Origin of the sequence: Intrasporangium sp., from assembly GCF_030452765.1 — a bacterium.
Lineage (GTDB): Bacteria > Actinomycetota > Actinomycetes > Actinomycetales > Dermatophilaceae > Intrasporangium_A.
The window spans coordinates 17,997-41,290 of sequence record NZ_JAKDLO010000015.1 but is presented as its reverse complement, the minus strand read 5'-3'; the positions used below and the strand labels follow the sequence as shown (position 1 = coordinate 41,290).

Annotated in this window: 18 protein-coding genes and 1 riboswitch; of the genes, 14 read left to right on the top strand and 4 right to left on the bottom strand. The window is 71.0% G+C overall.

The annotated features are described in order from the left end of the window. The 4 genes from L0H79_RS03555 to L0H79_RS03540 all read right to left on the bottom strand — a co-directional run. Positions 1–619 (bottom strand): YceI family protein (locus tag L0H79_RS03555; protein ID WP_301483170.1); only part of this gene is annotated, 619 nt, incomplete at its 3' end. Positions 620–717: 98 nt separating this feature from the next. Continuing rightward, the gene (locus L0H79_RS03550; RefSeq protein ID WP_301483169.1) at positions 718–2,082 is read right to left on the bottom strand and encodes an NAD(P)/FAD-dependent oxidoreductase; all 1,365 of its coding nucleotides are present in this window, start codon (positions 2,080–2,082) and stop codon (positions 718–720) included. 66 nt (positions 2,083–2,148) lie between these two features. Then, on the bottom strand, positions 2,149–3,705 hold the full coding sequence (locus tag L0H79_RS03545) for a DHA2 family efflux MFS transporter permease subunit (RefSeq protein ID WP_301483168.1): 1,557 nt from the start codon (positions 3,703–3,705) through the stop codon (positions 2,149–2,151). Positions 3,706–3,839: 134 nt separating this feature from the next. Beyond that, positions 3,840–4,778, bottom strand: a complete 939-nt coding sequence (locus tag L0H79_RS03540) for an alpha/beta fold hydrolase (RefSeq protein WP_301483167.1) — start codon at positions 4,776–4,778, stop codon at positions 3,840–3,842. A 235-nt stretch (positions 4,779–5,013) separates the two neighbouring features. Between L0H79_RS03540 and L0H79_RS03535 the strand changes: the two genes are divergently transcribed. The 14 genes from L0H79_RS03535 to L0H79_RS03470 all read left to right on the top strand — a co-directional run bounded on the left by L0H79_RS03535 (position 5,014) and on the right by L0H79_RS03470 (position 23,236). After that, positions 5,014–6,168, top strand: coding sequence for a Gfo/Idh/MocA family protein (locus L0H79_RS03535; protein ID WP_301483166.1), 1,155 nt, complete (start codon positions 5,014–5,016; stop codon positions 6,166–6,168). Further along, a complete protein-coding gene (locus tag L0H79_RS03530) occupies positions 6,165–7,613 on the top strand; it encodes an aldehyde dehydrogenase family protein (protein ID WP_301483165.1) in 1,449 nt (482 codons plus the stop codon). Before L0H79_RS03535 ends, L0H79_RS03530 begins: the two co-directional genes overlap by 4 nt. Positions 7,614–7,644: 31 nt before the next feature. After that, positions 7,645–9,606, top strand: coding sequence for a 3D-(3,5/4)-trihydroxycyclohexane-1,2-dione acylhydrolase (decyclizing) (iolD, locus tag L0H79_RS03525; protein WP_301483164.1), 1,962 nt, complete (start codon positions 7,645–7,647; stop codon positions 9,604–9,606). Further along, on the top strand, positions 9,603–10,397 hold the full coding sequence (locus L0H79_RS03520; protein ID WP_301483163.1) for an HpcH/HpaI aldolase/citrate lyase family protein: 795 nt from the start codon (positions 9,603–9,605) through the stop codon (positions 10,395–10,397). The genes iolD and L0H79_RS03520 overlap by 4 nt, the downstream gene beginning before the upstream one ends. Beyond that, positions 10,394–11,353 (top strand): NAD(P)-dependent oxidoreductase, encoded by a 960-nt coding sequence (locus L0H79_RS03515; protein WP_301483162.1) that lies wholly within the window; start codon positions 10,394–10,396, stop codon positions 11,351–11,353. Before L0H79_RS03520 ends, L0H79_RS03515 begins: the two co-directional genes overlap by 4 nt. After that, a complete protein-coding gene (locus L0H79_RS03510; protein ID WP_301483161.1) occupies positions 11,350–12,228 on the top strand; it encodes a sugar phosphate isomerase/epimerase in 879 nt (292 codons plus the stop codon). The genes L0H79_RS03515 and L0H79_RS03510 overlap by 4 nt, the downstream gene beginning before the upstream one ends. Positions 12,229–12,472: 244 nt before the next feature. Beyond that, a complete protein-coding gene (locus L0H79_RS03505; RefSeq protein WP_301483160.1) occupies positions 12,473–15,823 on the top strand; it encodes a S8 family serine peptidase in 3,351 nt (1,116 codons plus the stop codon). Positions 15,824–15,953: 130 nt separating this feature from the next. Continuing rightward, positions 15,954–18,128 (top strand): ATP-dependent DNA ligase, encoded by a 2,175-nt coding sequence (locus tag L0H79_RS03500; protein WP_301483159.1) that lies wholly within the window; start codon positions 15,954–15,956, stop codon positions 18,126–18,128. A 60-nt stretch (positions 18,129–18,188) separates the two neighbouring features. Further along, positions 18,189–18,731, top strand: a complete 543-nt coding sequence (locus tag L0H79_RS03495; RefSeq protein WP_301483158.1) for a type IV toxin-antitoxin system AbiEi family antitoxin domain-containing protein — start codon at positions 18,189–18,191, stop codon at positions 18,729–18,731. Next, positions 18,728–19,558, top strand: a complete 831-nt coding sequence (locus L0H79_RS03490; RefSeq protein WP_301483157.1) for a nucleotidyl transferase AbiEii/AbiGii toxin family protein — start codon at positions 18,728–18,730, stop codon at positions 19,556–19,558. Before L0H79_RS03495 ends, L0H79_RS03490 begins: the two co-directional genes overlap by 4 nt. A 252-nt stretch (positions 19,559–19,810) precedes the next feature. Next, on the top strand, positions 19,811–20,212 hold the full coding sequence (locus tag L0H79_RS03485; RefSeq protein WP_301483156.1) for a YciI family protein: 402 nt from the start codon (positions 19,811–19,813) through the stop codon (positions 20,210–20,212). 62 nt (positions 20,213–20,274) lie between these two features. Then, positions 20,275–20,847 carry a hypothetical protein gene (locus tag L0H79_RS03480; RefSeq protein WP_301483155.1) on the top strand — a complete coding sequence of 191 codons (573 nt, stop codon included), beginning with the start codon at positions 20,275–20,277 and terminating at the stop codon, positions 20,845–20,847. Between the two features lie 61 nt (positions 20,848–20,908). Then, positions 20,909–21,988 carry a GTP pyrophosphokinase family protein gene (locus L0H79_RS03475; RefSeq protein ID WP_301483154.1) on the top strand — a complete coding sequence of 360 codons (1,080 nt, stop codon included), beginning with the start codon at positions 20,909–20,911 and terminating at the stop codon, positions 21,986–21,988. A gap of 180 nt (positions 21,989–22,168) precedes the next feature. Beyond that, positions 22,169–22,349, top strand: a riboswitch (cyclic di-AMP (ydaO/yuaA leader). A 98-nt stretch (positions 22,350–22,447) separates the two neighbouring features. After that, a complete protein-coding gene (locus L0H79_RS03470) occupies positions 22,448–23,236 on the top strand; it encodes a CHAP domain-containing protein (protein ID WP_301483172.1) in 789 nt (262 codons plus the stop codon). Positions 23,237–23,294: the final 58 nt, after the last annotated feature.

Genomic DNA, 23,294 nt, shown 5'->3' with positions numbered 1-23,294 from the left:
CCTGCGACTCGCCGTCCTGCGACTCGCCGTCCTGCGACTCGCCGTCCTGCGACTCGTCGCCCTGCGACTCGTCGTCCTGCCGCTTGACGGCCGAGATCTCGAACTCGAGGGAGATCTTCTCCGACACGAGGACCCCCCCGGCGTCGAGGGCGACGTTCCACTCGAGACCGAAGTCGCGTCGGTTCACCCGTCGGCTGCCCTCGAAGCCGGCCCGGATGTTGCCCTGGGGGTCGGTCTGCACCCCCATGAGCTCGAGGGGGATGACGGTCGGCCGGGTGACGTCACGGATGGTGAGGTTGCCGTTGACGATGTAGGCGCGCTCCTCGATCTCCTCGATGTCGGTGCTCTCGAAGACGATCTCTGGCCAGCGCTCCGCGTCGAAGAAGTCGCCGCTGCGCAGGTGGTCGTCGCGCTGGTCGTTGCGCGTGTCGATGCTGCCCGTCTTGAGCCGCACGACCGCGGTCGACTTGGTCATGTCCTCGAGGTCGGCGTGGAAGTGCCCCTCGATGTCGTTGAACGACCCCCGCACAGTCGTCACCATCGCGTGCCGCGCCGAGAAGCCGATCCGCGTATGGCTCGGGTCGAAGTCCCAGTCTCCGTTCAGGTCGATATCGTCCATTCCCAGCGCACCTCCAGTGTGTCTTCGAGCGCCAAATATCCCATGTCGGGCGGACCGCCGCACTGGCGATCGGACAACTGTCCCCGAAAGCGTCCCGGTCAGTCGAGCCCGCCGAGTGCCGTCTCGATGCCACGATGAAAGGTCGGATACGCAAAGATCATCGAGCGCAGGACCTCGAGAGGGACCTCGGCATGGACCGCGACCGAGAGCGCACCGAGGACCTCGCCCCCGGCGGGGCCCATCGCCGTCGCCCCGACGAGGACGCTGCGGTCGGCATCCGATACCACCTTGAGGACGCCTTCCCCGCCGGGGCCGTGCACGAAGCCGCGGCTCGTCTCGGCGATCGGGACCGTGCCGGTGCGGACCTCGATGCCCTGCTCCCTGGCCTGGGCCTCGGTCAGGCCGACGGCGCCGATCTCGGGGTCGGTGAAGGTGACCCGCGGCACCGCGCGGTAGTCGGCGGCAGGACCGTCCTGTTCGAGCACGTCGCGGACGACGATCGCCGCCTGATACATCGACACGTGGGTGAAGGCGCCCTTGCCGGTGATGTCGCCGACGGCCCAGACCTGGTCGGTGACCCGGCACCGGTCGTCGACCGGGACGCGCTGCGCGGTGGGGTCGACGCCGACCCGGTCGAGGCCGACGGCTGACGGGTCGACCCGGCGGCCCACAGCGACGAGCAACCGCTCACCGGTGACGGTCGTGCCGTCCTCGAAGGAGAGCTCGACGTGGCCGTCACGTTCGGTGACCTTCGTCGCGGCTGCACCGAGCCGCACCTCGATGCCCTCGGCATCGAAGACGTCGCGGAGCCGGTCGGACGCCTCGGGCTCCTCGTGTGCGAGCAGGCGTGGCCCGGCCTCGACGATCGCGACGGTGACGCCGAAGCGGGCGAGCGCCTGCCCGAACTCGCAGCCGATCGTGCCGCCCCCGAGGATGACCATCGATGCGGGCAGCTCCCGGGCCTCGACGAGGTCGTGGTTGGTCCACGCGTCGACGTCGGCGATGCCCTCGATCGGCGGGATGAGCGGAGTCGTCCCGGTGTTGACGACGATGCCCCGGCCGACCCGGTAGATCTGCTCGTCGACCTCGATCTCGTGCGGACCGCGGATACGGCCCGTCCCCCGCACGAAGGCCGCCCCGCTCTTGACGAGCCGGTCGACGGCGGCCGTGTCGTCCCAGTCGTCCGTGGCCTCGTCACGGATCCGGTCGGCCACCGGCCCCCAGTCGGGCACGATGTCACCGGTCCGCCCCGCGAGCCGGGGGACGTATCGGGCCTCGGCGAGGGCTCCAGCCGCGCGGACCATCATCTTCGACGGAATGCATCCCCAGTAGGGGCACTCACCACCGACAAGCCGATGGTCCACCGCGAGGACGCTCACGCCCTCTCTCGCGAGCCGACCGGCGACCATCTCACCGCCGGGGCCGAGACCGATGACCGCGATGTCGTAGCTCTGGGTGTCCACCGCCCGGTCTTGCCCGGATCCGGGTGGGTCCTAACCTGCCCGAGGCCCCGGGCCGGCCCGGGCGCCTCAGTGCAGCATCGCGGGCGGCGCCGAAGTCTCGTCCTCGAGGAGCCGGGACTCCTCGTGCTTGCGCGGCAGGAACAAGGCCGGGACGAGCGTGCACGCGACGAGGATGGCAGCGACGAGGAACGTGCTGGCGAAGGCCTCGGCGGCTTGGGAGAGACCGGCGGCGATGCCGGCTGGGCCAAGCTTCTCGGCGATGGCCGGGTCGTGCGCGGCGGCGATGGCCGGCACGGCGAGCGGCTCGCCCTTGAGGTAGTTCGTGTAGACGACCGAGATGACGGCGACACCGATCGAGCTCGCGATCTGTTGCGTGATGTTGATCAGCGTGGACCCGCGGGCAACCTGGTGCGCGGTGAGCGTCTTGAGCGCCGAGGTCATGACGGGCATCATCGTCGCGCCCATGCCCAGGCCCATGACGAACAGGACCGGGATGAGGTACCCCCAGTAGGGCGTGTCGGCCGTGACCTGCGTCAGGGCGAACATCCCACCCGTGATGAGCAGCACCCCGAACGGCACGATCCGCCCGACCGGGAACTTGTCGATCAAGGCTCCAGCGATCGGCATCGTGATCATGGCGCCGACCCCTTGGGGCGCCATGAGCCAGCCGGCGGTGACCGGCAGCTCACCGCGCACGACCTGGTAGTAGGTCGGCACCAGCAGCAGGCCTCCGAAGAAGGCCGCACCGAAGAGGAACATGGTGATGATCGAGACCGCGAGGTTGCGGTTGGCGAACAGTCGCAGGTCGAGCAGCGGGTGCTTCGGCCTGAAGCTGTACACGACGAACGCCCCGAGCATGACCAGGCCGACGATCCCCGGCAGGAGGACCTTGGCCGCCGCGATGGTGCCTTCACCGGGGATCGAGCTGACGCCGTAGAGGAACAGGGCGAGACCCGGCGACATGAGCAGCATGCCGACGACGTCGAAGGACTCCGAGGGTTCAGGCTTGTCCTTGGGCAGCGCGATCAACGCGTAGACCACCGCGACGATGCCGATCGGGACGTTGACGAGGAAGATCCAGTGCCACGAGTAGTGGTCGATCAGCCAGCCGCCGAGGATCGGGCCGAAGATCGGGCCGAGCAGCATCGGGATACCGAGGATCGCCATGAGCCGGCCCATCCGGTGCGGACCTGCGGCCTTCGTCATGATCGTCATGCCCAGAGGCATGAGCATGCCGCCGCCGAGGCCCTGGATGACCCGGAAGATGATGAGCACGCCGATCGTGTTGGCCGTGGCGCAGAGCGCCGACCCCGCGGTGAACAGCAGCAGGGCCATGATGTAGAGCCGTTTCGTGCCGAACCGGTCCGCGGACCAGCCGGTCAGCGGGATGACGGTCGCGAGCGCGAGGGTGTAGGCCGTGACGGTCCACGCCACGGTCGAGTACTCGACCGGGTGGGCCGGGTCGGTGGCGAAGACGGTCTGGAACGTCGGCAGCGCGACGTTGACCACGGTGATGTCGAGGATCGACATGATCGCGCCGAGGACGACGACACCGGCGATCTTGAGGACGGCGGCGTCGATCTTCTCGGGGAGGCCGGTCGGGGTCGGTGCTCTGTGGGCCACGGCTGGAGGCGCTTTCTTCGGAGACGGTGGGAGTCGAGGATCCGAGCGGGACGGGGGCGGCGACGACACCACGACGACGCGGGACTGACAGTCCACGCTACGTCCAGAGCCCGGCCCGGAGCGACCGGTTTGCATTATTGCGAGGCGCGGCGCAGCCGATCGAGCCAGGGCAGCAGTCGGTCAAGGACGACCCCCGGGACCTCGAGGTGTGGGACGTGGCCGACCCCGGGCAGGAAGAGTGTCTCCCAGCGCGGGTTCGCCGCCGCGGTCGCCTCCGCTGCAGAGAAGGGCACCAGGCGGTCCTGCTCACCGTGCACGAGCAGCACCGGGCGGTCGATCGAACGGATGTGAGCGGCATAACTCCTGCTGCGGGCCAGCACGCGCAGCAGTGAACGCGCTGCGCCGAGGAACTCGACGTCGGTGCCGGGGATCGCGGCCCGGTACTCGGCCAGTGCGACGTCGGCCTCGAGCACGTCGGGGTCGATCCGGGCGTCATCGGCGAAGCAGAGATCGAGGGTGCGGAGCACCTGTTCCTCGGCGGTCAGACGGCGCCGGTTGCGCTCGAGGTAGGCCCGGCTGAGGAACGGCACCGTGAACAGCGCGAACTCGGCCGCGACGAGCGGGTCCTGGTGGCGACGGTCCAGCGGCAGGGAGGGGTCGAGCAGGCAGAGCCCCGCGGCGAGCCCGGGACGGTCGGCCGCGAGCAGGAGCGCGATCATCCCGCCCATCGAGTTGCCGACGAGGACGGCGGGCTGACGCAGGACCTCGTCGACGAAACGGCCGAGGAGGCGTGCGTTGGCGCGGACCGTGGTGTGGCGCCCGGCCGCAGGGGTCAGTCCGAACCCGGGCAGGTCGACGGCAACGACGTGGCGGTGGTCGGCGAGCGCAGGGGCGATGCGCACCCAGTCGAGGTGCGACCCGCCCAACCCGTGCACGAGCACGACGGGCGCCCGGTCGTCCCGCTCGGGCGCCCCGAAGTCGACCCAATGGACGGGGCCGCGCAGATCCACGATGCGGCTCTTGCCCTTCCACCGGGATGCGAGCGCCGCGACTGGGATGTCAACGGTCGTCATACTTTCAATGTACCCACGAGTAGCACCGATTCTGTGGACATCCGCAGGAACGGGAACGCTGCCGAGCACGGTCGATGCCGCTGACCCGGGGTTGAGGTCTTTCTGAGGGGATTCGCGGGGGTCGGCGAGGCCCGCGGGACCATATCGTCGAGGTAGTCGCATCGACGCGTGATCGCAAGGCACCGGCGCGACGACTCCACACACCACGCCTTGTTGCATCGGAAAGGGACCTGCCGTGACACAACATGTCCGTCTCGGGGTGGTCGGCTTCGGGTGGATGGGTCAGGCCCATGCCCGCGCTTTGACCCGCGTCCGCCACCACTACCCCGATCTTCCCGTCGTCCCCGAGCTGGCGATGGTCGCTGACAACGCGCCCGACTCACGGCTCGAGCTGGCGAAGGACTCGTACGGTTTCGCCGCGACGACCGCCGACTGGCGAGAACTCGTGACCAGCGACGCCGTCGATGTGGTCAGCGTCACCGGACCCAACTTCATCCATGCGGAGGTCGCCGTCGCCGCCGCGCAGGCGGGCAAGCACCTGTGGGTGGAGAAGCCGGCCGGGCGCGGTCTGGCCGAGACCCGGGCCATCGCCGAGGCCGCGGCACGGGCCGGGGTGCACTCGGCCGTCGGGTTCAACTATCGCAACGCCCCCGCCGTCGAGCACGCCCGCGAGCTGGTGCGGGCCGGCCGGATCGGCGAGGTGACCCATGCGCGCTTCCAGATGCTCGGTGACTATGCCGCCCACCCGCAGGGCGCGCACACGTGGCGGTTCACTCGCGCCCTGTCCGGCAGTGGCGTCATCGGGGACCTCGGCTCACACGGTGCCGACCTCGCCGAGTACCTCGTGGGCCCCATCGTCCGGGTGATGGCCCAGGACTGCACGTTCATCACGCAGCGACCCGCCAGCGTCGGCGCCGCATCACATTTCTCGCGTGGCGCGGGCGGACCGCTCGAGACGGTGGAGAACGAGGACTACGTCTCGATGCTCGTGGCGTTCGAGTCGGGCGCCCGCGGGGTGCTCGAGGCGAGCCGGGCCTCGGTCGGGGAGCAGAACGCGTACGGGTTCGTCATCCACGGGCGGACCGGTGCGATCGCCTGGGACTTCCGCCGGATGGGTGAGCTGCGGGTGTGTCTCGACCAGGACTACCAGGCCGCCATGTGGTCCACGCGCCTCGTCGGTCCGGGGCTCGCGGAGTTCGGCGTCTTCCAGCCGGACGCCGGTATCGCGATGAGCTACGACGACCTGAAGGTCATCGAGGCCAAGCGGCTGCTCGAGTCCATTGTCAGCGGCGTGCCGACCGGCGCCACCCTCGCCGACGCGGTGCGCGCCGCGACGGTCGCCGAAGCCGCCATGGAATCCATCACCTCGGAAGGATGGGTGAAGCTGTGAACACCACGATCCCGGACCGACTGCTCATCGCAGGAGAGTGGGCCCCGGCCGCCTCCGGAGCCAGCGAGCCGGTCCGCTCTCCTTGGGACGGCCACGTCGTGGGCGAGGTCGCCGTCGCGGGCGCGCCCGACGTCGAGGCGGCCCGGCGGGCCGCCGAACGAGGCGCCACGGTATGGCGTGAGACCCCGGCGTTCGCGCGTATGGACGTGATGAACCGGGCGGCCGCCCTCGTCGAGGGGCGCGCGGAGGACATCGCGCAGGTGCTCAGCGCCGAGAACGGCAAGACCATCACCGAGGCGCGCGGGGAGGTCGGCCGGGCCGGCGACATGATCCGGCTCGCCGGGTACGAGGGCACCCAGCTCTACGGCGACACGCTCCCGCTGGACGCGAACCGTGGCACCGGCCGGGACAAGCTCGGCTTCACCGTTCGGCAGCCGTGTGGGGTCGTGGTCGCGATCACGCCGTTCAACTACCCCTCGCTCCTGGTCCTGCACAAGGTGGCTCCGGCCCTGGCGGCAGGCAACTCCGTGGTCCTCAAACCGGCCCGCACCACCCCGCTCACCGCGCTCCTGCTCGCGCAGGTGTTCCTCGACGCAGGCCTGCCCGAGGGCGTCCTGGGCGTCCTGACCGGCCCGGGCGCCGCTCTCGGGGACGCGCTCGTGTCGGACCCGCGGGTGCGCAAGATCTCGTTCACCGGGTCCACGGCGACGGGCCGGCGGATCGCGTCCCTGGCAGGGGTGAAGAAGCTCTCTCTCGAGCTCGGCGCCTCCTGTCCGGTCGTCGTGCTGCCGGATGCCGACATCGAGGCGGCCGCGGCGGCGGTCGCCCTCGGTGGGTACGTCAACGCCGGACAGGTGTGCATCTCGGTCCAGCGGGTCATCACCCACCCGCGCATCAGCGCAGACTTCCTCGACGCGCTCGTGCCGAAGGTGGCGGCCATCCAGGTCGGCGACCCCGGCGCGGCGACGAGCCAGATGGGGACCCTCATCACCGCGAGCGAGGCCAGCCGGGTCCACGCCGCGATCCAGGCAGCCACCGAAGAGGGCGCCTCGATCCGCACCGGGGGCGCCCTCGACGGTGCGACGGTGTCCCCGGCCGTCATCGCCGGAGTCGACCCCCGGTCGCCTCTGGCACAGGAGGAGCTCTTCGGCCCAGCGGTCGCGGTCTCCACCGCCGCGGACTGGACCGCTGCCGTCGCGCAGGCCAACGGCACCGGCTACGGCCTCGGTGCCGGGATCTTCACGTCAGACGTGTCGGGGGCCGTGCGCGCCGTGCGCGACATCGACGCCGGGGTGATCCATATCAACTGGACGCCCCTGTGGCGAGCGGACCTCATGCCGTACGGGGGGCTGAAGGCCTCCGGGATCGGCAAGGAGGGCTTCCGGTCCGCAGTGGAGGAGATGACCGAGGCCAAGACGGTCATCCTCCATGGCCGGCCCTGGTGACCACGCACTGCTTCATCGAAGGGAGACAGCCATGACCACCCAGTCACACGCAACGATCCGCCTGACCACCGCCCAGGCCCTGACGCTGTACCTGGCTCGCCAGTTCAGCCTCGCCGACGGGCAACGCCGCCGCCTCGTCCCGGCGACCCTCGGCATCTTCGGGCACGGGAACGTGGCCGGCCTCGGGCAAGCCCTGGACCAGCTGAGCGAGCAGATGCCCTTCGTGCAGGGCCGCAACGAGCAGAACCTCGTCCACATCGCGTCCGCGTACGCCAAGGCCAGCCTCCGGCACGCAACGCTGGCCGTCACGGCCTCGATCGGCCCCGGCGCCCTGAACATGGTCACCGGTGCCGGGCTGGCCACCGTCAACCGGCTGCCCGTGCTGCTGCTGCCCGGCGACGCCTACGCCACCCGCCGGCAGGGCCCCGTGCTGCAGCAACTGCAGCACCCCATCGAGGCGGACGCCAGCGTCAACGACGCCTTCCGCCCGGTGGCCCGCTTCTTCGACCGGATCACCCGTCCCGAGCAGCTGCTCACGGCCCTGCCCGCCGCGATGCGCGTCCTCACCGACCCGGTGGGCACGGGCGCCGCCGTCATCAGCCTGCCCCAGGACGTGCAGTCCCACGCCCACGACTTCCCCGCCGCCTTCTTCGAGCCGCGCGACTGGACGATCCGCCGTCCTGTCCCCGACCCGGTCGAGGTCACGGCGGTCGCGGACCTCGTGCGGGCCGCTCGGCAGCCGATGATCGTCGCCGGAGGCGGGGTGCTCTACTCCGGGGCCACGGCCGCGCTCGAGCGGCTGGCCGAGGCGGTCGGCATACCCGTTTCGGAGACGTTCGCGGGCAAGGGTGCGGTCCAGCAGCCCGCCTGGTGGCAGCTGGGCGGGATCGGGCTCGAGGGGAACCCCGCCACCAACGACCTCGCGCGTGACGCCGACCTCGTCCTCACCGTCGGCTCGCGGCTGACCGACTTCGCCACCGGATCGCACTCGCTCTTCGGCAACCCCGACGTGCGGTTCGCCAGCATCAACGTCGACCCACGCGACGGGGACCGGCTCGGGGCCACGAGCATCCAGGGCGACGCCCGGCTCGCTCTCGAGGGGCTGGCCGACGCACTCGCGGGCCACCAGGCACCCCACGCATGGCAGACACGCACCCGCGAGGCCAAGGCCCGCTGGGCGCCGGTGCGTGCCGCGGCGCTCGATGCCGACCAGCCCGTCGAGATCGCCGAGCTGCGTCGCACGAGCACCGATGTCATCCCCGACACGGACGCGGTCCTCACGCAGGGCCAGCTGATCGGTCTCCTGCAGGAGCACACCCGGCCCGGCGACACGATCATCGCGGCAGCCGGTGGGCCACCCGGGGACCTGCTGAAGGTGTGGGATGCCACCGGCGGGCGCCGCTGCCACCTGGAGTTCGGGTTCTCCTGCATGGGCTACGAGATCCCCGCCGCGGTCGGGGTCCGTCTCGCCGACCCCGACCCGGCCCATCGGGTCACCTCGTTCATCGGTGACGGCACCTTCCTGATGGCCCCGACCGAGCTCGTCACGGCCGGTGCCGAGGCAGCCGCGGTCACGATCGTCATCCCCGAGAACCACGGCTACCAGGTGATCCACCGCCTCCAGATGGGCACCGTGGGGCGGGAGTTCGGCAACGAGTTCCGCTACCGACCCGACGGTCTCGATCTGTCGGCCGACGGCCCGGCGCGGCTCTCGGGCGACTACCTCCAGGTCGACCTGGTCGCGGTGGCGGCAGGGCTGGGCGCCCGGTCCATCCGGGCCACGACCGCGGCCGAGGTCCGCACCGCACTCGCCGACACCCGCGACCACCGGGGACCCGTCGTCATCGTCGTGCCGGTCATCCCGCACGCCGACCTGCCCTCGGCCGGGTGCTGGTGGGACGTCGCCCCGGCGCAGGTCAGCGAGATCGACAGCGTCCAACAGGCGCGGGTGGTGTACGAGAAGGGCCTCGAGGCACAGCGGTGGTACGGATGACGCCCACCGGCCTGCCGAGCCCGACGGACCGCGGCCGGCTCAAGGCCCGCCTCGCCGACGGCGCGACGACCTTCGGGACCTTCGTGGGAGGAGCCTCGCCCCTCGTCGCCGAGGCCTGCGCCGCTGCCGGCCTCGACTGGCTGCTGCTGGACCTCGAGCACGGAGGTGGTGGGGAGGAGCAGCTGCGCACGACCATCCCGGCCGCCGCGGCCTACGGGGTGCCCACGGTCGTCCGCGCCGAGACGACCGAACGCATTCGCGCCGGTCGCATCCTCGACCAAGGCGCCGCGGGCGTGATGTTCCCGCGCGTCGACTCGGTCGCCACGGCGGAGCAGGCCGTCCGCGCGATGCGCTACCCGCCGGCAGGCGAGCGCGGCGTCGCGACGTACAACCGGGCGTGCCGTTTCGGGCTCGACCCCGGCGCCCTGGACCGGGCCGACGAGGAGGTCCTGGGCGTCATCCAGGTCGAGACGCTCGGCGCGCTCCGGGAGGTCGACACGATCGCCGCCCTCGACGGGGTCGACGTGCTCTTCGTCGGGCCACGCGACCTCAGCCACGCCCTCGGTGTCCCGGGACAGGTGGGCGCACCGGTGTTCCTCGAGGCGACCGCGGCCGTCCTCGCCGCCGGCCGCCAGCACGGGACCGCGGTGGGGCTGCTCGTGGCAGACGGGGAGTCCGCCCACCGGTGGGCAGAGCAGGGATGGCGGTTCGTGGCGATCGGGTCGGACACGACGGTCTTGGCCACGGCGCTGCGGCGCGAGCTCGCCCAGGCCACCGCGGGCCCGTCATGACCGTCGTCGTGGTCGCGCTCGGGCAGGTGGAACCCGACCTGGTCGAGCCCTACCTGCCCGAGGGTGCGCGCGTGGTCGCCGATCCCGGCCCGGACGAGCTGGCCGCCGCGGTCGGTGCGCTCGTGCGAGCGGACGTGCTGGTCGACTCCGACCTGCTGAGCCGGATGCCCCGGTTGCGGGTGCTCGCCCGCACCGGCGTCGGCACCGACCGGGTCGACGTGCCCGCAGCGACCGCGCGGGGCATCCCGGTCGTCATCACCCCCGGATCAGGTACCGGTGCGGTCGCCGAGGGAGCCATGGCCCTGGCCCTGTGCCTCGTCAAGCGGCTCCGGGTCACCACCGACCTCGTCCGGGAGGGGCGGTGGCCCGAGCGCTCCGCTCTGGCACTCGGCGACCTGTCCGGGGCGACGATGGGGATCCTCGGCTACGGCCGCATCGGTTGCGCCACGGCCAGGCTCGCCGACGCCTTCGGGATGCGGGTGCTGGCGCACGACCCGTTCGCGCCGGTCACCCCGCCAGCCGTCCCGGCCACCCTCGAGCAGGTGTTAACCCGCAGCGACGTCATCAGCCTGCACCTGCCCCTGACCCCGGAGAACCGCCATCTGGTCGACGAGGCGCGCCTGGCGCGGGCCAAGCGTGGCGCGATCCTCGTCAACTGCGGCCGCGGCGGGCTGGTGGACCTCGACGCGACGTATGACGCGCTGCGGGCCGGGCGGCTGGGCGGGGTCGGGCTCGATGTCTACGATCCTGAGCCCCCCGAGCACCATCCGCTGTTCGACCATCCGGATGTCGTCCTGACCCCGCACCTGATGGGCATGACCCGGCGGGCCACCGCCCTGACCTACGCCGACGCGGCCCGGGGCATCACCGCCGTCCTGTCCGGGCAACCGCCCGCAGCCGTCGCGAACCCCGACTGGACCCACCATCACCGCAACCCACCGAGGAGCACCCCATGAGCACCGGCAACCGCATCGCCGCAGCCCCGATCAGCTGGGGCGTCTGCGAGGTCCCCGGCTGGGGTTACCAGCTGCCCGCCGGCCGGGTCCTGGCCGAGATGCAGGAGCTCGGCCTCGCCGCGACCGAGCTCGGACCCGACGGGTTCCTGCCCGGCGAGCCCGACCGGCTCGCCGCCGTCCTGGCCGAGCACCACCTGCAGGCCGTCGGAGGTTTCACCCCGTTCGTCCTGCACCGCCGCGAGGTCGACCCCCTGGTCGAGCTGCGGCGGCTGCTGCCCGGGTTCGTGGCGGCGCACGCCGGGGTCATGGTCGTGTCGGCCGACACCGGGCTGACCGGGTACGACTCGCGGCCGCTGCTCGACGACGGTGACTGGGCCGTGCTGCTCGCCAACCTCGACCGCGTCACGGACGAGGCAGCGCAACACGACATCACGGTGGTGCTCCACCCGCACGTCGGGACGATGGTCGAGAGCACCGGCGACGTGCTCCGGGTGCTCGACGGCTCCTCGGTCGCGCTGTGCCTCGACACCGGACACCTGCTCATCGGCGGCACCGACCCCGCCGAGCTCACCCGAGAAGTGCCCGACCGGATCGCACACACCCACCTCAAGGACGTCGACGGTGCGTTCGCTCGCAAGGTCCAGGAGGGTCGACTCACCTACACCGAGGCGGTCCGGGCGGGCATGTACCGGCCGCTCGGTGAGGGCGATGTCGACATCGCCGCGATCGTGGGGCACCTCGAGGGCCACGGCTACTCCGGGTGGTACACCCTCGAGCAGGACACGATCCTGGTGGGGCCACCGGAGGGCGCCGCCGGCCCGGCCGCAGACGTGAGCACCAGCGCGACGTATGTCCGAGGCCTCCTGGCCGGCTGACCGCGCTGTCGCGCACCCAGGCAGCCGACCTCCGCGTGTCCGCTGGTCCGCGACCCGGTTGACGCCGGGTGGTGTCGCCTCCTGCGCACAGCGGCATACCAGGACTGTCGATGGCGTAGCGCCCGGCGCTGCGGGGTCATCGGGCAGCCGGTGGGAAGAACCTCGCGCGCAAGGCCCTGCCGGGGCGCCAGCTCCGTTACGGTCACCAGTTAGCTCGGGGAGCCAACCGACAGGAGCCGCAACGATGCAGGACCCACCCACCCCACGGTCGCGCTCACTCACCAGGCGAGCCCTCGGAATCGTGGCCACCGCCTGCCTCGTCATCACGGGGAGCCTCGGTGCCGCCACCGCGAGCGCGGCCGCGCCGTCCCCTGCCGACGACCCGACGGCGAAGCCGGTCCCCGTCACGAAGGCCACGCTGCCGGCGTCCCTGCGGGACAAGATGGCCGGCTCGGTCAGCGCGAGGAAGGGGCCCCGGACGGTCTTCGTCGAGCTGACCGGCCAGGGCGCCGCCGACGCTGCGAGCGCAGCGCGAGGGCAGGGCAAGGACAAGGCCGCCCAGCGGGCTGCCGCACGGGCGGCCAGGCTGGCCGCCCGGGACAAGGCCGCGGCCGTGGTCAAGACCGCCAAGGGCAGGGACAGCGGAGCCAGGGAGCTCTACCAGATCGTCAACACGGTGCCCGCCGTCGTCATGCGCGGCGACGCGGCCGCGATCCGGGCGGTCGCCGGCCGCAGCGACGTCGTCGCGGTGCGCCCGATCGTCCCGAAGAAGGTGACGAACGCGGGCGCCGCCCAGCTGACCAGGGTGCTCGACGAGTGGCAGCAGACCGGCCGGCTCGGCGACGGTGTCACGGTCGGGGTCATCGACACGGGGATCGACTTCACGCACGCCGACTTCGGCGGGGTCGGCACGCGCGCTGCCTACGAAGCCGCGCTCGAGGTGTCCGACAGTGAGGCCGGCGCGGCCTGGCGAGACCCGCTGCCGCCGCTGGCCAAGACGAAGCTCGCCGGCGGCTGGGACTTCGTCGGCAACGACTACGACGCCGACCCCGACTCCCCCGACTACCAGCCGGTGCCACACCCGGACGCGAACCCGCTCGACTGCAACGAGCACGGCACCCACGTCAGCGGCACCGTCGCCGGCTACGGCGTCGACGCGGACGGCTCGACATTCACCGGCGACTACCGCGCGCTGACGGGCACGGACCTGTACGGCATGCAGGTGGGCCCGGGCATGGCGCCCAAGGCGACGTTGTACGGCCTGAAGGTCTTCGGCTGTGCGGGCTCGACCGACGTCGTCAGCCTCGCTCTGGACCGGGCGCTCGACCCCAACGGGGACGGGGACTTCAGCGACCGGCTCGACATCGTCAACCTCTCCCTCGGCAGCGACTACGCCACCGTCGACGACCCCGAGAACCTCGTGGTCGACAACCTGGCCAAGCACGGGGTGCTGCCGGTCATCGCGATGGGCAACGCAGGCGACCTGACCGATGTCGGCGGGTCACCCGGCAACGCGGTGCGCTCGCTTGCCGTCGCGAGCTCGGTCGACCAGTACCAGCTCCTGTCCGGGATCAAGGTCAACGCGCCTCCGGCCGAGGTGGGCACGGCGGCCGGGCAGACCTCGGTGGCCTACGACTGGGCGAACGAGCCCGACGTCACCGGCGACGTGGTCGCCCTGAGCGAGGCGAACGCGGATGGCTGCGACCCGCTCGACGGCGCCGACGCCGCAGCGGTCGCCGGCAAGGTCGCCTGGCTGACCTGGGACTCGGACGACTCGACCCGCCGCTGCGGGTCCGCGGGCCGCGCCGCCAACGTCAAGAAGGCCGGCGCGATCGGAGCCCTGTTCACCGGCGATGTGGCGATCTTCGCCTCGGGCATCAGCGGGGACCCTGACATCCCGGTCTTCCAGCTGACGCTGAAGCAGACCCAGCGGCTGCAGGCAGCCGTCGACGCCGGGACGCTCGACGTCACCTTCACCAAGGACCTGCTCAACGCGGTCCAGGACGTCGACCCGTCGATCGCCGACCTGCCCTCGTCGTTCACCTCGCGCGGCCCGCACGGCTCGATCGGCGTCGTCAAGCCCGACGTCGCAGCGCCCGGCGACACGATCGCCTCGGCGGCGATGGGAACCGGCGACGGTGTCAGCGTCCTGTCGGGCACGTCGATGGCGACCCCGCACACGGCCGGTATCGCAGCCCTCGTCAAGCAGAGCCACTCGACGTGGACGAGCGAGCAGCTCAAGGCGGCCATCATGAACACCGCCGGGCACGACCTGTGGACCGACCCGAACCAGTCCGGCACGAGGTTCGGCCCGGCACGGGTCGGCGTCGGGCGGGTCGACGCGCTCGCCGCGGTCGGCACGAAGGTCCTCGCCTACGCGGAGGCCGGCTCCGGCGGGGTCAGTGCCTCGTTCGGGGTCGTCGAGGCGCCGGTCACCCGTGGCCTCGTCACGGCGCGGCGCACCATCACCCTGCAGAACACGGGGACGACCCGGGCGAACCTCTCCCTGAGGTACGAGCCGATCGTCACCCAGCCGGGGGTGGGCTACTCGGTCCGTCCGGCCCGGGTCACCCTGCGTCCCGGCCAGACCCGCAGGGTCGTCGTGACGATGACCGTTCGGCCGACCGCGCTGCGGCACACGATCGACCCGACGATGCAGGCCGAACAGATCGGGCTGCCCAGGCAGTTCGTCTCGGACGCGTCGGGCCGGGTGCTGGTCAGTGGGGCGAGCGCGCAACCGCTGCGGGTGCCGGTCTACGGGGCGGCCAAGCCCACGTCCTCGACGAGGGTCTTCCCGCTCAGCACACCCCGGCGCGACACGCTGCGGGTGATCGGGACCGGGATCGACCAGGGGTCGGGCGCCAGCGCCTACACGTCGCTGCTGTCCGTCCTCGAGCTCGGCGCCACCAGCCCCCGGCTGCCGACGTGCAAGGCAGCCGAGCAGACCGGCTGCACCGTCAACCAGACCGCACAGGGTGGTGACCTCAAGTACGTGGGGGCCAACGCCACCGACGAGTGGCTGTGGTTCGGTCTGGCGACCTGGGGCAACAGCGCCACGATCGGCAACACGATGATCCCCTACGTCGACTTCGACGTGAACGGCGACAAGGAGTCGGACTACGAGGCGTACGTGCAGAACTACCCCGGCACGGACGTGCTGTTCTCGGTCCTGGTCGACCTCGAGTCGGGGGAGGCGATCGACCTGCAGCCGGTCAACTTCCAGTTCGGCGACATCGACGCGAACGTCTTCGACACCGACGTCGTGCTCGTCCCGGTCCTGCGGGAGGCCCTCACCGCGACGAAGGGGTCGAAGGTCACCTATAGCGTCGGGACGTTCAGCCCCTACACGAACAACTCGAACGGTGACATCGACGAGGTCGGGCCGGTCACGTTCGACAGTGCCAAGCCCGCCATCGGCGTCGACTCCGAGCTGTTCCTCGACGCCCGGGGCACGATCCCGGTGACCCGCACCGGCGCGCCGGCCGCCAAGGACACCGGGAAGGGCCAACATCCGAAGCCCTCTGCCGCGCAGGCGCTGGTCATCCGGCTGCACGGGGCGAGCGGGTCGCGTGCGCAGGTGGTGAGGTTCCGGTGACGCCGGGGGTCGGCCCGGGCCGGCCGGGGGGCTGACCCAGCGCACGACAAGGAGCCCGGCAGGCTCGCCGGGCTCCTTGTCCGGGCTCCTTGTCCGTGCTCCGCCGGGTGCTTGCGCCTACGATCGGCGGGTGAGCGACAAGGCCGCCGTGCTCGAAGCCCCCGGTCCGCACGGGACGCGCCAGGTGCGGGTCTCCAGCCCCGAGCGGGTTCTCTGGCCTGCTGCGGGCATGGCCGACAACCAGCCCGTCACGAAGCTCGACCTGGCGAACTACGTTCTCGCCGTTGCCGATCCGCTGCTCGCCGCGCTGGGGGGCCGGCCGGTGACGTTGCAGCGCTTCCCCGAGGGCATCGAGGGTGAGGAGTTCTTCTCGAAGAACCCGCCGCGTGGCGTCCCGGACCACGCGCGAACGGTCACCGTCACCTACCCCTCGGGTCGGCGCCACCTGCAGCTCGTCATCGACGAGGTCGCGACCGCGGTGTGGGCGGTCCAGATGAACACGATCACCTTCCACCCCTGGCCGGTGCGCACCGAAGACGTCGACAGGCCCGACGAGCTGCGCATCGACCTCGACCCGCAGCCGGGCCGGGTGTTCGCCGACGCCGTCGAGGCGGCCTTCGCACTGCGTGAGGTCATGGCCGAGATCGGGCTCACCGCGTGGGCCAAGACGAGCGGCAACCGGGGGGTGCACGTCTACGCTCGGATCGCGCCGACGCACGAGTTCCTGGACGTCCGGCACGGCGTGATCGGCATCGCCCGTGAGCTCGAACGGCGCCTGCCCGACCTCGTCACGACATCGTGGTGGAAGGAGGAGCGCGGCGAACGGATCTTCGTCGACTTCAACCAAGCGAGCCGTGACCGCACCATCGCCTCGGCGTTCTCGCCCCGGCCACTGCCGGGGGCGCCCGTCTCGACGCCGGTCACGTGGGCGGAGCTGAGGCAGATCGACCCGAGGACGCTCACCGTCAGGACCGTGCCCGGCCGGGTGACCGACCGAGGCAACCCCTGGGCCGGTATGGACGCGTCCGGCGGGGACGTTGGTGCAGCAATCGCCTTGTGGGACAAAGACGTCCGTGAACGAGGGTTGGGCGAGCTGAACTTCCCGCCGGACTACCCGAAGATGCCCGGTGAGCCGCCCCGGGTCCAGCCGAGCAAACGTCGAGCCGACAAGGCCGACCATGAGTACATGGCACCCAAGTCGGAGCGCGACGCCGACCTGCGCACGCTGTGGGGCGCGGTCCCCCCGCCGGTCCCGCCGATGCTCGCCAAGGCAGTCAAGGACTTCGGCGCGGTCACCGGTGAGGTGCTCTACGAGCCGAAGTGGGACGGCTTCCGCTCGATCGTGTTCCGCTCCGGCGACGAGGTCGAGATCGGCAGCCGCAACGAGAAGCCGATGACCCGCTACTTCCCGGAGATCGTCGAGGCGGTCCGTGCCAACTTCCCGCAGCAGGCCGTCATCGACGGAGAGATCGTGCTCGTTCGGCCCGAGGACCGGGACCGGCTCGACTTCGAGCTGCTCCAACAGCGCATCCACCCGGCCGCCACACGGGTCCGCAAGCTGTCGGCCGAGACACCGGCGAGCTTTGTCGCCTTCGACCTGCTCGCCCTCGACGGAGAGTCCTATCTCGACAAGCCGTTCCATGAGCGCCGCGCCGCCCTCGAGAAGGCCTTGGCCCACGCGCAAGCCCCGATCCACCTCACCCCGGCCACGCCGGACCGTGACCGCGCCCTTGAGTGGTTCGAGCAGTTCGAGGGGGCGGGGCTCGACGGAGTCATCGCCAAGCCGGTCGAGGGCCGCTACGAGCCGGACAAGCGGACCATGTTCAAGATCAAGCACGAGCGCACCGCCGACTGCGTCGTCGCCGGGTACCGGACCCACAAGACCGACCCGGAGGCGGTCGGCTCGCTGCTGCTCGGCCTCTACGACGCCGACGGGAAGCTCGCCAGTGTCGGCGTCATCGGCGCCTTCCCGATGGCCCGACGCAAGGAGCTGTTCGAGCAGGTGCAGCAGCTGATCTCCGAGTGGGACGACCACCCGTGGAACTGGGCCAAGCCCGAGGAGGGGGTACGCACTCCCCGCTCGTCGGAGTTCAGCCGGTGGAACAACCAGAAGGACCTGTCCTTCGTCCCGTTGCGGCCCGAGCTCGTCGTCGAGGTGCGCTATGACCACATGGAGGGATCCCGGTTCCGCCACACGGCCCAGTTCGTCCGCTGGCGGCCCGACCGTGATCCGAGGTCCTGCACCTTCGAGCAGCTCGACGAGCCGGTCGGCTACGACCTCGCCGACGTCCTCACGGCCAGGTAGGCATCAACGAGGGGTTCATGGCCGTGGTCACAACACTACTGTTCCCGGTATGGTTGTGCCATGGCTGTCAAGGTGAGGTATCGGGACGTCGTGCGCGAGATCGCGCTCGACCACTACGGGTACGTCACGACGAAGGAGGCGACCGAGGCGGGGGTGCCGGCCGTTGAGCTGCCCAAGCTCGCCGCACGAGGCGGTTTGGAGAACGTCTCCTACGGGCTGTACCGAGTGCCGGACATTCCGCCGACGGACTACGACCAGTTCGCCGAGGCTTTGCTCCGGGCAGGCGAGGGAGCGTACCTCCACGGCGAGTCGGTGCTCGCCTTGTTCGGGCTGGCCGAGGTCAACCCCAAACAAATCAAGGTGGCGGTTCCCAGGCGGGCGCGCCCCAAGCTCCCGGCGTTCGTGGAGTTGACTCAGGCGAGAGACGCTGTGCGGACGACCCTCTACGAGGGCCTGAAGGCTCAACGCGTAGCCGATGCCATTCTCGAGTGTCGGGGGCGGATCGAGACCGAGCGTCTGCTGGATGCCGCCAGGCAGGCACGCAAGGAAGGCTTGCTCACCACGGCAGAGTGGCAGCGTGTCCGGAAGGCGCTGCGGTCGTGAGCTACTCCGGCGCCCCCACGAGCGTGCGTTCCCTGGCGCAGCGCATCCGCAACCTCGAAGGCAACGACGGCCTGTCCCTCCGCCGTCGAGTCGGGATGGCGCTGGTCGTGGTCGGCCAGATACTGCCGGAGGGTGCGATCAAGGGTGGTAGCGCGATGGCCCTGCGCTTCGGACGTGGCACACGCTTCACCCAAGACCTCGACGCAGCGCGGGTCCAGCCGCTCGCCCGGTTCCGCAGCGACTTCGAGGAGTCGCTGTCGACGGGATGGGCAGGCTTCACCGGGAGGCTGGTCGCGAAGACCGCACCTCGCCCATCAGCTGTGCCCATGGCGTACGTCATGAAACCGTTCGAGGTAAAGCTCGACTACCGGGGCCGGTCATGGTGCACAGTGCACCTCGAGCTGGGCCACAACGAGATCGGTGACGCCGACGAGCCCGAATACCACCTCGCCGCGGATCTCGCAGAGCTCTTCACCGCGGTTGGACTCGAAGTGCCCATGCCCGTGCCGGTTATGCGCGTCGATCACCAAGTCGCGCAGAAGCTCCACGCCGTCACGAGCGAGGACAACGAGCGAGCCCGCGACCTCGTCGACCTCCAACTCCTCGACAAGGGCGAGGACCTCGACCTCGCCCGAGTCCGGGCGACCTGCATTCGGCTCTTCGACTACCGCCGCCAGCAGTCGTGGCCGCCGACCGTCGTGGCCGGTGTCGGATGGGACACGCTCTACGAGACAGCCGCCCAAGACGTGAACGCTGTGCCTGACGTCGGATCCGCCGTCGCCTGGGTCAACGCACTCGTCGCCCGCATCGAGGCGGGAACAGCCTGACTTCACCTGTGGCAAGAATGTGGCGGGACGACCAGCCGCGGTCGGCGGCAGCCAACAGTCGCCGACGCGCGTTCAAGGCCCCAAGCGATCAGCCCCAGCCACGACACGCGGTAGGCATCACCGGCATTGATTCTTGGCGGGCCAGAGTTGCGAACGACGTCGATACTCATGTCGATTCCGGTGGCGCTCGTTCGTCAGCACAATGTGACGAGAGCCGTCACGAGCACCGAGTGAAGAGTGAAGGAGCCGATCATGGCCGACACGTACGTCTACCTCATCCACGAGCCCGACTGGGACTCGGACACGTTCCTGCCCGGGAACGGTCCGGCCGGCAAGGACCCGCGAGCACACGCGGAGAGCTCCTTCCCGCAGCACAAGGCGTTTCAGGCGGCAGTGGCCGAGCTGGGCGCCCGGGTCGTCGGTGGGGCCGCCCTGCAGAACTCGAAGTTCGGCGGCACGGTCCGGCCCGGAGCAGGCGAGCGCCGGGTCGAGGACGCCGCCTGGACGGACGGACCGTTCACGGAGACCTCCGAGGTCATCACCGGCTTCTACCTGGTCGAGACCGACGACCCCGACCTCGCGAGGCGGATCGCCGCCCTCGTCCCCACCGGGGGCTCGATCGAGTGGCGCAAGGTCTTCCCGCCTGGCATGTGACCTCCGCCGCTCTGCCTGACGGGGTCGGCCACGGCGACAATGGCCGCGGCGACAATGACTGCATGCGGCCGACCCCGGAGGAGCTCTCGGACGCGTGGCCACGGATCGTGCGTGGCCTCGCCGCCGCGACGGGCAGCCTCGACGACGCGGAGGAGTATGCCGCTGAGTCCCTCGCCCGCGCCGCCGCCCACCACGGTCGGATCGACTCGCTCGCCGCCTGGTGCATCACCGTCGGCAAACGGGCTTGGCTCGACGACCGACGACGCCGCTCGGTACTCGCTCGACTGTCCCCGCAGCTGACGCCGCCCATCGTGGACGAGACCGCCATGACGCACGACCCCGATGACCCGCTCGCCGCGAGCACCGACCTCGACGACCGGGTCGCGCTGCTGTATGTCGCCTGCGACGAGCAGCTGAGCGAGACGAGCCAGCTCGTGCTCGCCCGACGGATCGTCTGCGGCCTGACGATCCCGGAGATCACCACCCACGCGTCGAGGACGCGCTGCTCGAGATCGAGGCGAGCACAGCGGCATACGCACGCCGTGACGCGCGGCCGGCCCTGGCCGACCTCGCCTGGCGCAGGGGACGGCAGGAGCAGGCCACCGAGCGGTACCGCGCGCTCGCGGACGAGCTGACCGTGACGCCGCTGCGGAGGTTCTGTCTGAGACGAGCCGGCGACCCGGCAGGATGGGGCCCATGACACGTGCCGGCTCCCGAGAGCGTCGGGCCGCGGTGCATCGTGCCGCGACCGCCTACGCCGAACGGCGACCACAGCTGCAGGTGGCGACCCGCCACTTCGTCGACATGGTCACAGACCTGCTCGACGACGCGGGCATCAACTATCTGACGGTCACGGGACGGACCAAGACGGTCGAGTCGTATGCCGGCAAGGCCGAGCGGATCGTCCGGGCACTGGCACGGCCGGACGACCTCGACGCGCTGATCCGCGAGGAGATCACCGATGCGATCGGGGTGCGCGTCGTGACGTACGTCCTCGACGACGTCGACGCGGTCGCTGAGCTGCTGGCCCAGGAGCTAGCGGTCCTCGACGATCGCGACCTCGGGGTCGAGACGGCGCGGGCCGGGCGGTTCGGCTACTCGAGCCGGCACCTGCTCGTCGCCGTGGACGCCAGCCGGAGCCTCCCCGCAGAGTACGAGCCGCTGCGGCGTCTCGCGGCGTCGGTGCAGGTGCGAACCGTGCTGCAGCACGCGTGGGCCGAGTTCGAGCACGACATCCGGTACAAGGGGACGGTACCGGAGGAGTACGCCTCCGACCTCGACCGGCGGTTCACCCTCGCCGCCGGTCTGCTCGACCTCGCGGACCGGGAGTTCGCGGCCATCCGACACCGACTGCAGGTGGCCCTGCCCGAACAGCCTGCCGAGGACGAGGACGAGGAGGCCGTGGACGCGGCCGACGCGCAGGAGGGACACGAGCCGCCCACCCCGCGGATCGGCGCCCAGGACCTCGCGAAGTTCCTCGCGGCGACGTACACGGATGCCGGCTGGTCCCGCAGCGACCACTACGACTGGATCTCGGGACTGCTCGCCGACCTCGGCATCGGCAGGGTCGAGCAGCTCGGCCAGGTACTGGCGGGGGTCGACGAGGCTCGGCTCAGCGACCGGATGGAGTACAAGTACCCGCCCGGGGCCGTGCGGCGGCTCGATGACGCACTCCTGGCGGTGTATGGCGCGGACTACCTGCACCTGCCGGGCAACGCGCACCGGGTGCCGTCGCTGCAGGCCCGGCTGGCCCGGCTGGAGTCAGGCGGGCAGTAGCCCCAACCCGTCGGGCGGACACCAAGTCCCCCTCAAACGGGCACCAAAGCCCCCGACCCAACGACTGTGAGAATCACGACACCCTCCACCCGTTATCCAAATGTGACATTCGGGGGCGGGCTCCACTAGTGTGAAGCCCGCCGGTTCGGATCGAGCCGGTGCCGAGGGCGGCCCGCCGAGTCCTGCCTATCGCCCGAGGCCCCATGACATCCCATCTGGCAGGAGTGGGGGACCCAACTCCCGGGCGTCGCGCCCTCGGGGTGAAGCCCTCAGCGTGGGCTCAACGCGAGCCCTCCGTGGGCCGGGCAGGACCTCCGCCCGAACCCGACAGCTAACCTCGCAGGCGGTCATGAGGTACAAGTGACAACTCGACGCCCAACCGGACGCCACCGCGCCCCCGGACGCCCCAGCCCCCTGACCGAGCTCCGGCTCATCGCCAGGGAGTCTGCCCAACCAGTGATGAAGAGCGCGGCCACCCTTGCGGCAGCCGGTGGCCTCATCGCCGCAGTCGCCGGCCCAGCGGCTGCCGAAACCGTGAGCTCCGCAACCAGCGGCACGGTTGCGCAGGCCGTCAGCGTTGCCCCGAGCGCCGTCGGCCCGGACTCGGGCGTGACCGAGTCGGCGAACGCGCTGGCCGCCATCGGCTACGCCGCCCCCAAGGCGAAGAAGCCCACGACGAAGCCGATCGTCATCGAGGACCTCGTCGTCAAGGACCGGCGCGCCAAGGCCGCCAAGGCGAAGGCCGCTGCCGAGGCGAAGGCCGCAGCCCAGGCACGGGCTGCCCGTGCCGCCCAGGCGGAGCGGGCCTCCAGGTCCACGACGCGGTCGAACCGGTCCGGGTCGACCTACTCCGCCAAGGCTGGCTCGAACAACGCTCCCGCCGCCTCCTCCGGCATCCGGTCGTCCCGCAACTGGGCCACCCCCGGGCAGTGCACGTGGGGGGCACTCAACAAGTGGTACCAGTCCGAGGGCTACTACCCCAGCGGCTGGACCGGCAACGCCTCCGGGTGGGCCTACGGCGCCGCGAGCGCGGGCTACACCGTCAGCAGCGTGCCGCGGGTCCGCTCGATCGTCGTCATGCAGCCCGGCGTCCACGGCTCCTCGAGCGCCGGTCACGTCGGCTGGGTCACCGCCGTCAACGGCAACCGGGTCACGATCGTCGAGATGAACGCCCTCGCGGGCGCCTACAACTACAACACCCGCACGCTGACGAACGTCGGCGGGATGCGGTACATCTACGCTCCCTGAGCCTGAGCCAGCCCCGAGCGACGGTATGCCGCTCACCTCCGCGAGGTGGGCGGCCTAC

Bases quoted from the DNA above. Each gene is read 5' to 3' on its own strand.
- L0H79_RS03540 (WP_301483167.1), bottom strand. From the start codon at position 4,778: ATGACGACCGTTGACATCCCAGTCGCGGCGCTCGCATCCCGGTGGAAG.
- iolD (WP_301483164.1), top strand. From the start codon at position 7,645: ATGACCACCCAGTCACACGCAACGATCCGCCTGACCACCGCCCAGGCC.
- L0H79_RS03520 (WP_301483163.1), top strand. From the start codon at position 9,603: ATGACGCCCACCGGCCTGCCGAGCCCGACGGACCGCGGCCGGCTCAAG.
- L0H79_RS03515 (WP_301483162.1), top strand. From the start codon at position 10,394: ATGACCGTCGTCGTGGTCGCGCTCGGGCAGGTGGAACCCGACCTGGTC.
- L0H79_RS03510 (WP_301483161.1), top strand. From the start codon at position 11,350: ATGAGCACCGGCAACCGCATCGCCGCAGCCCCGATCAGCTGGGGCGTC.
- L0H79_RS03505 (WP_301483160.1), top strand. From the start codon at position 12,473: ATGCAGGACCCACCCACCCCACGGTCGCGCTCACTCACCAGGCGAGCC.
- L0H79_RS03495 (WP_301483158.1), top strand. From the start codon at position 18,189: ATGGCTGTCAAGGTGAGGTATCGGGACGTCGTGCGCGAGATCGCGCTC.
- L0H79_RS03485 (WP_301483156.1), top strand. From the start codon at position 19,811: ATGGCCGACACGTACGTCTACCTCATCCACGAGCCCGACTGGGACTCG.
- L0H79_RS03480 (WP_301483155.1), top strand. From the start codon at position 20,275: ATGCGGCCGACCCCGGAGGAGCTCTCGGACGCGTGGCCACGGATCGTG.
- L0H79_RS03475 (WP_301483154.1), top strand. From the start codon at position 20,909: ATGACACGTGCCGGCTCCCGAGAGCGTCGGGCCGCGGTGCATCGTGCC.
- L0H79_RS03470 (WP_301483172.1), top strand. From the start codon at position 22,448: ATGAAGAGCGCGGCCACCCTTGCGGCAGCCGGTGGCCTCATCGCCGCA.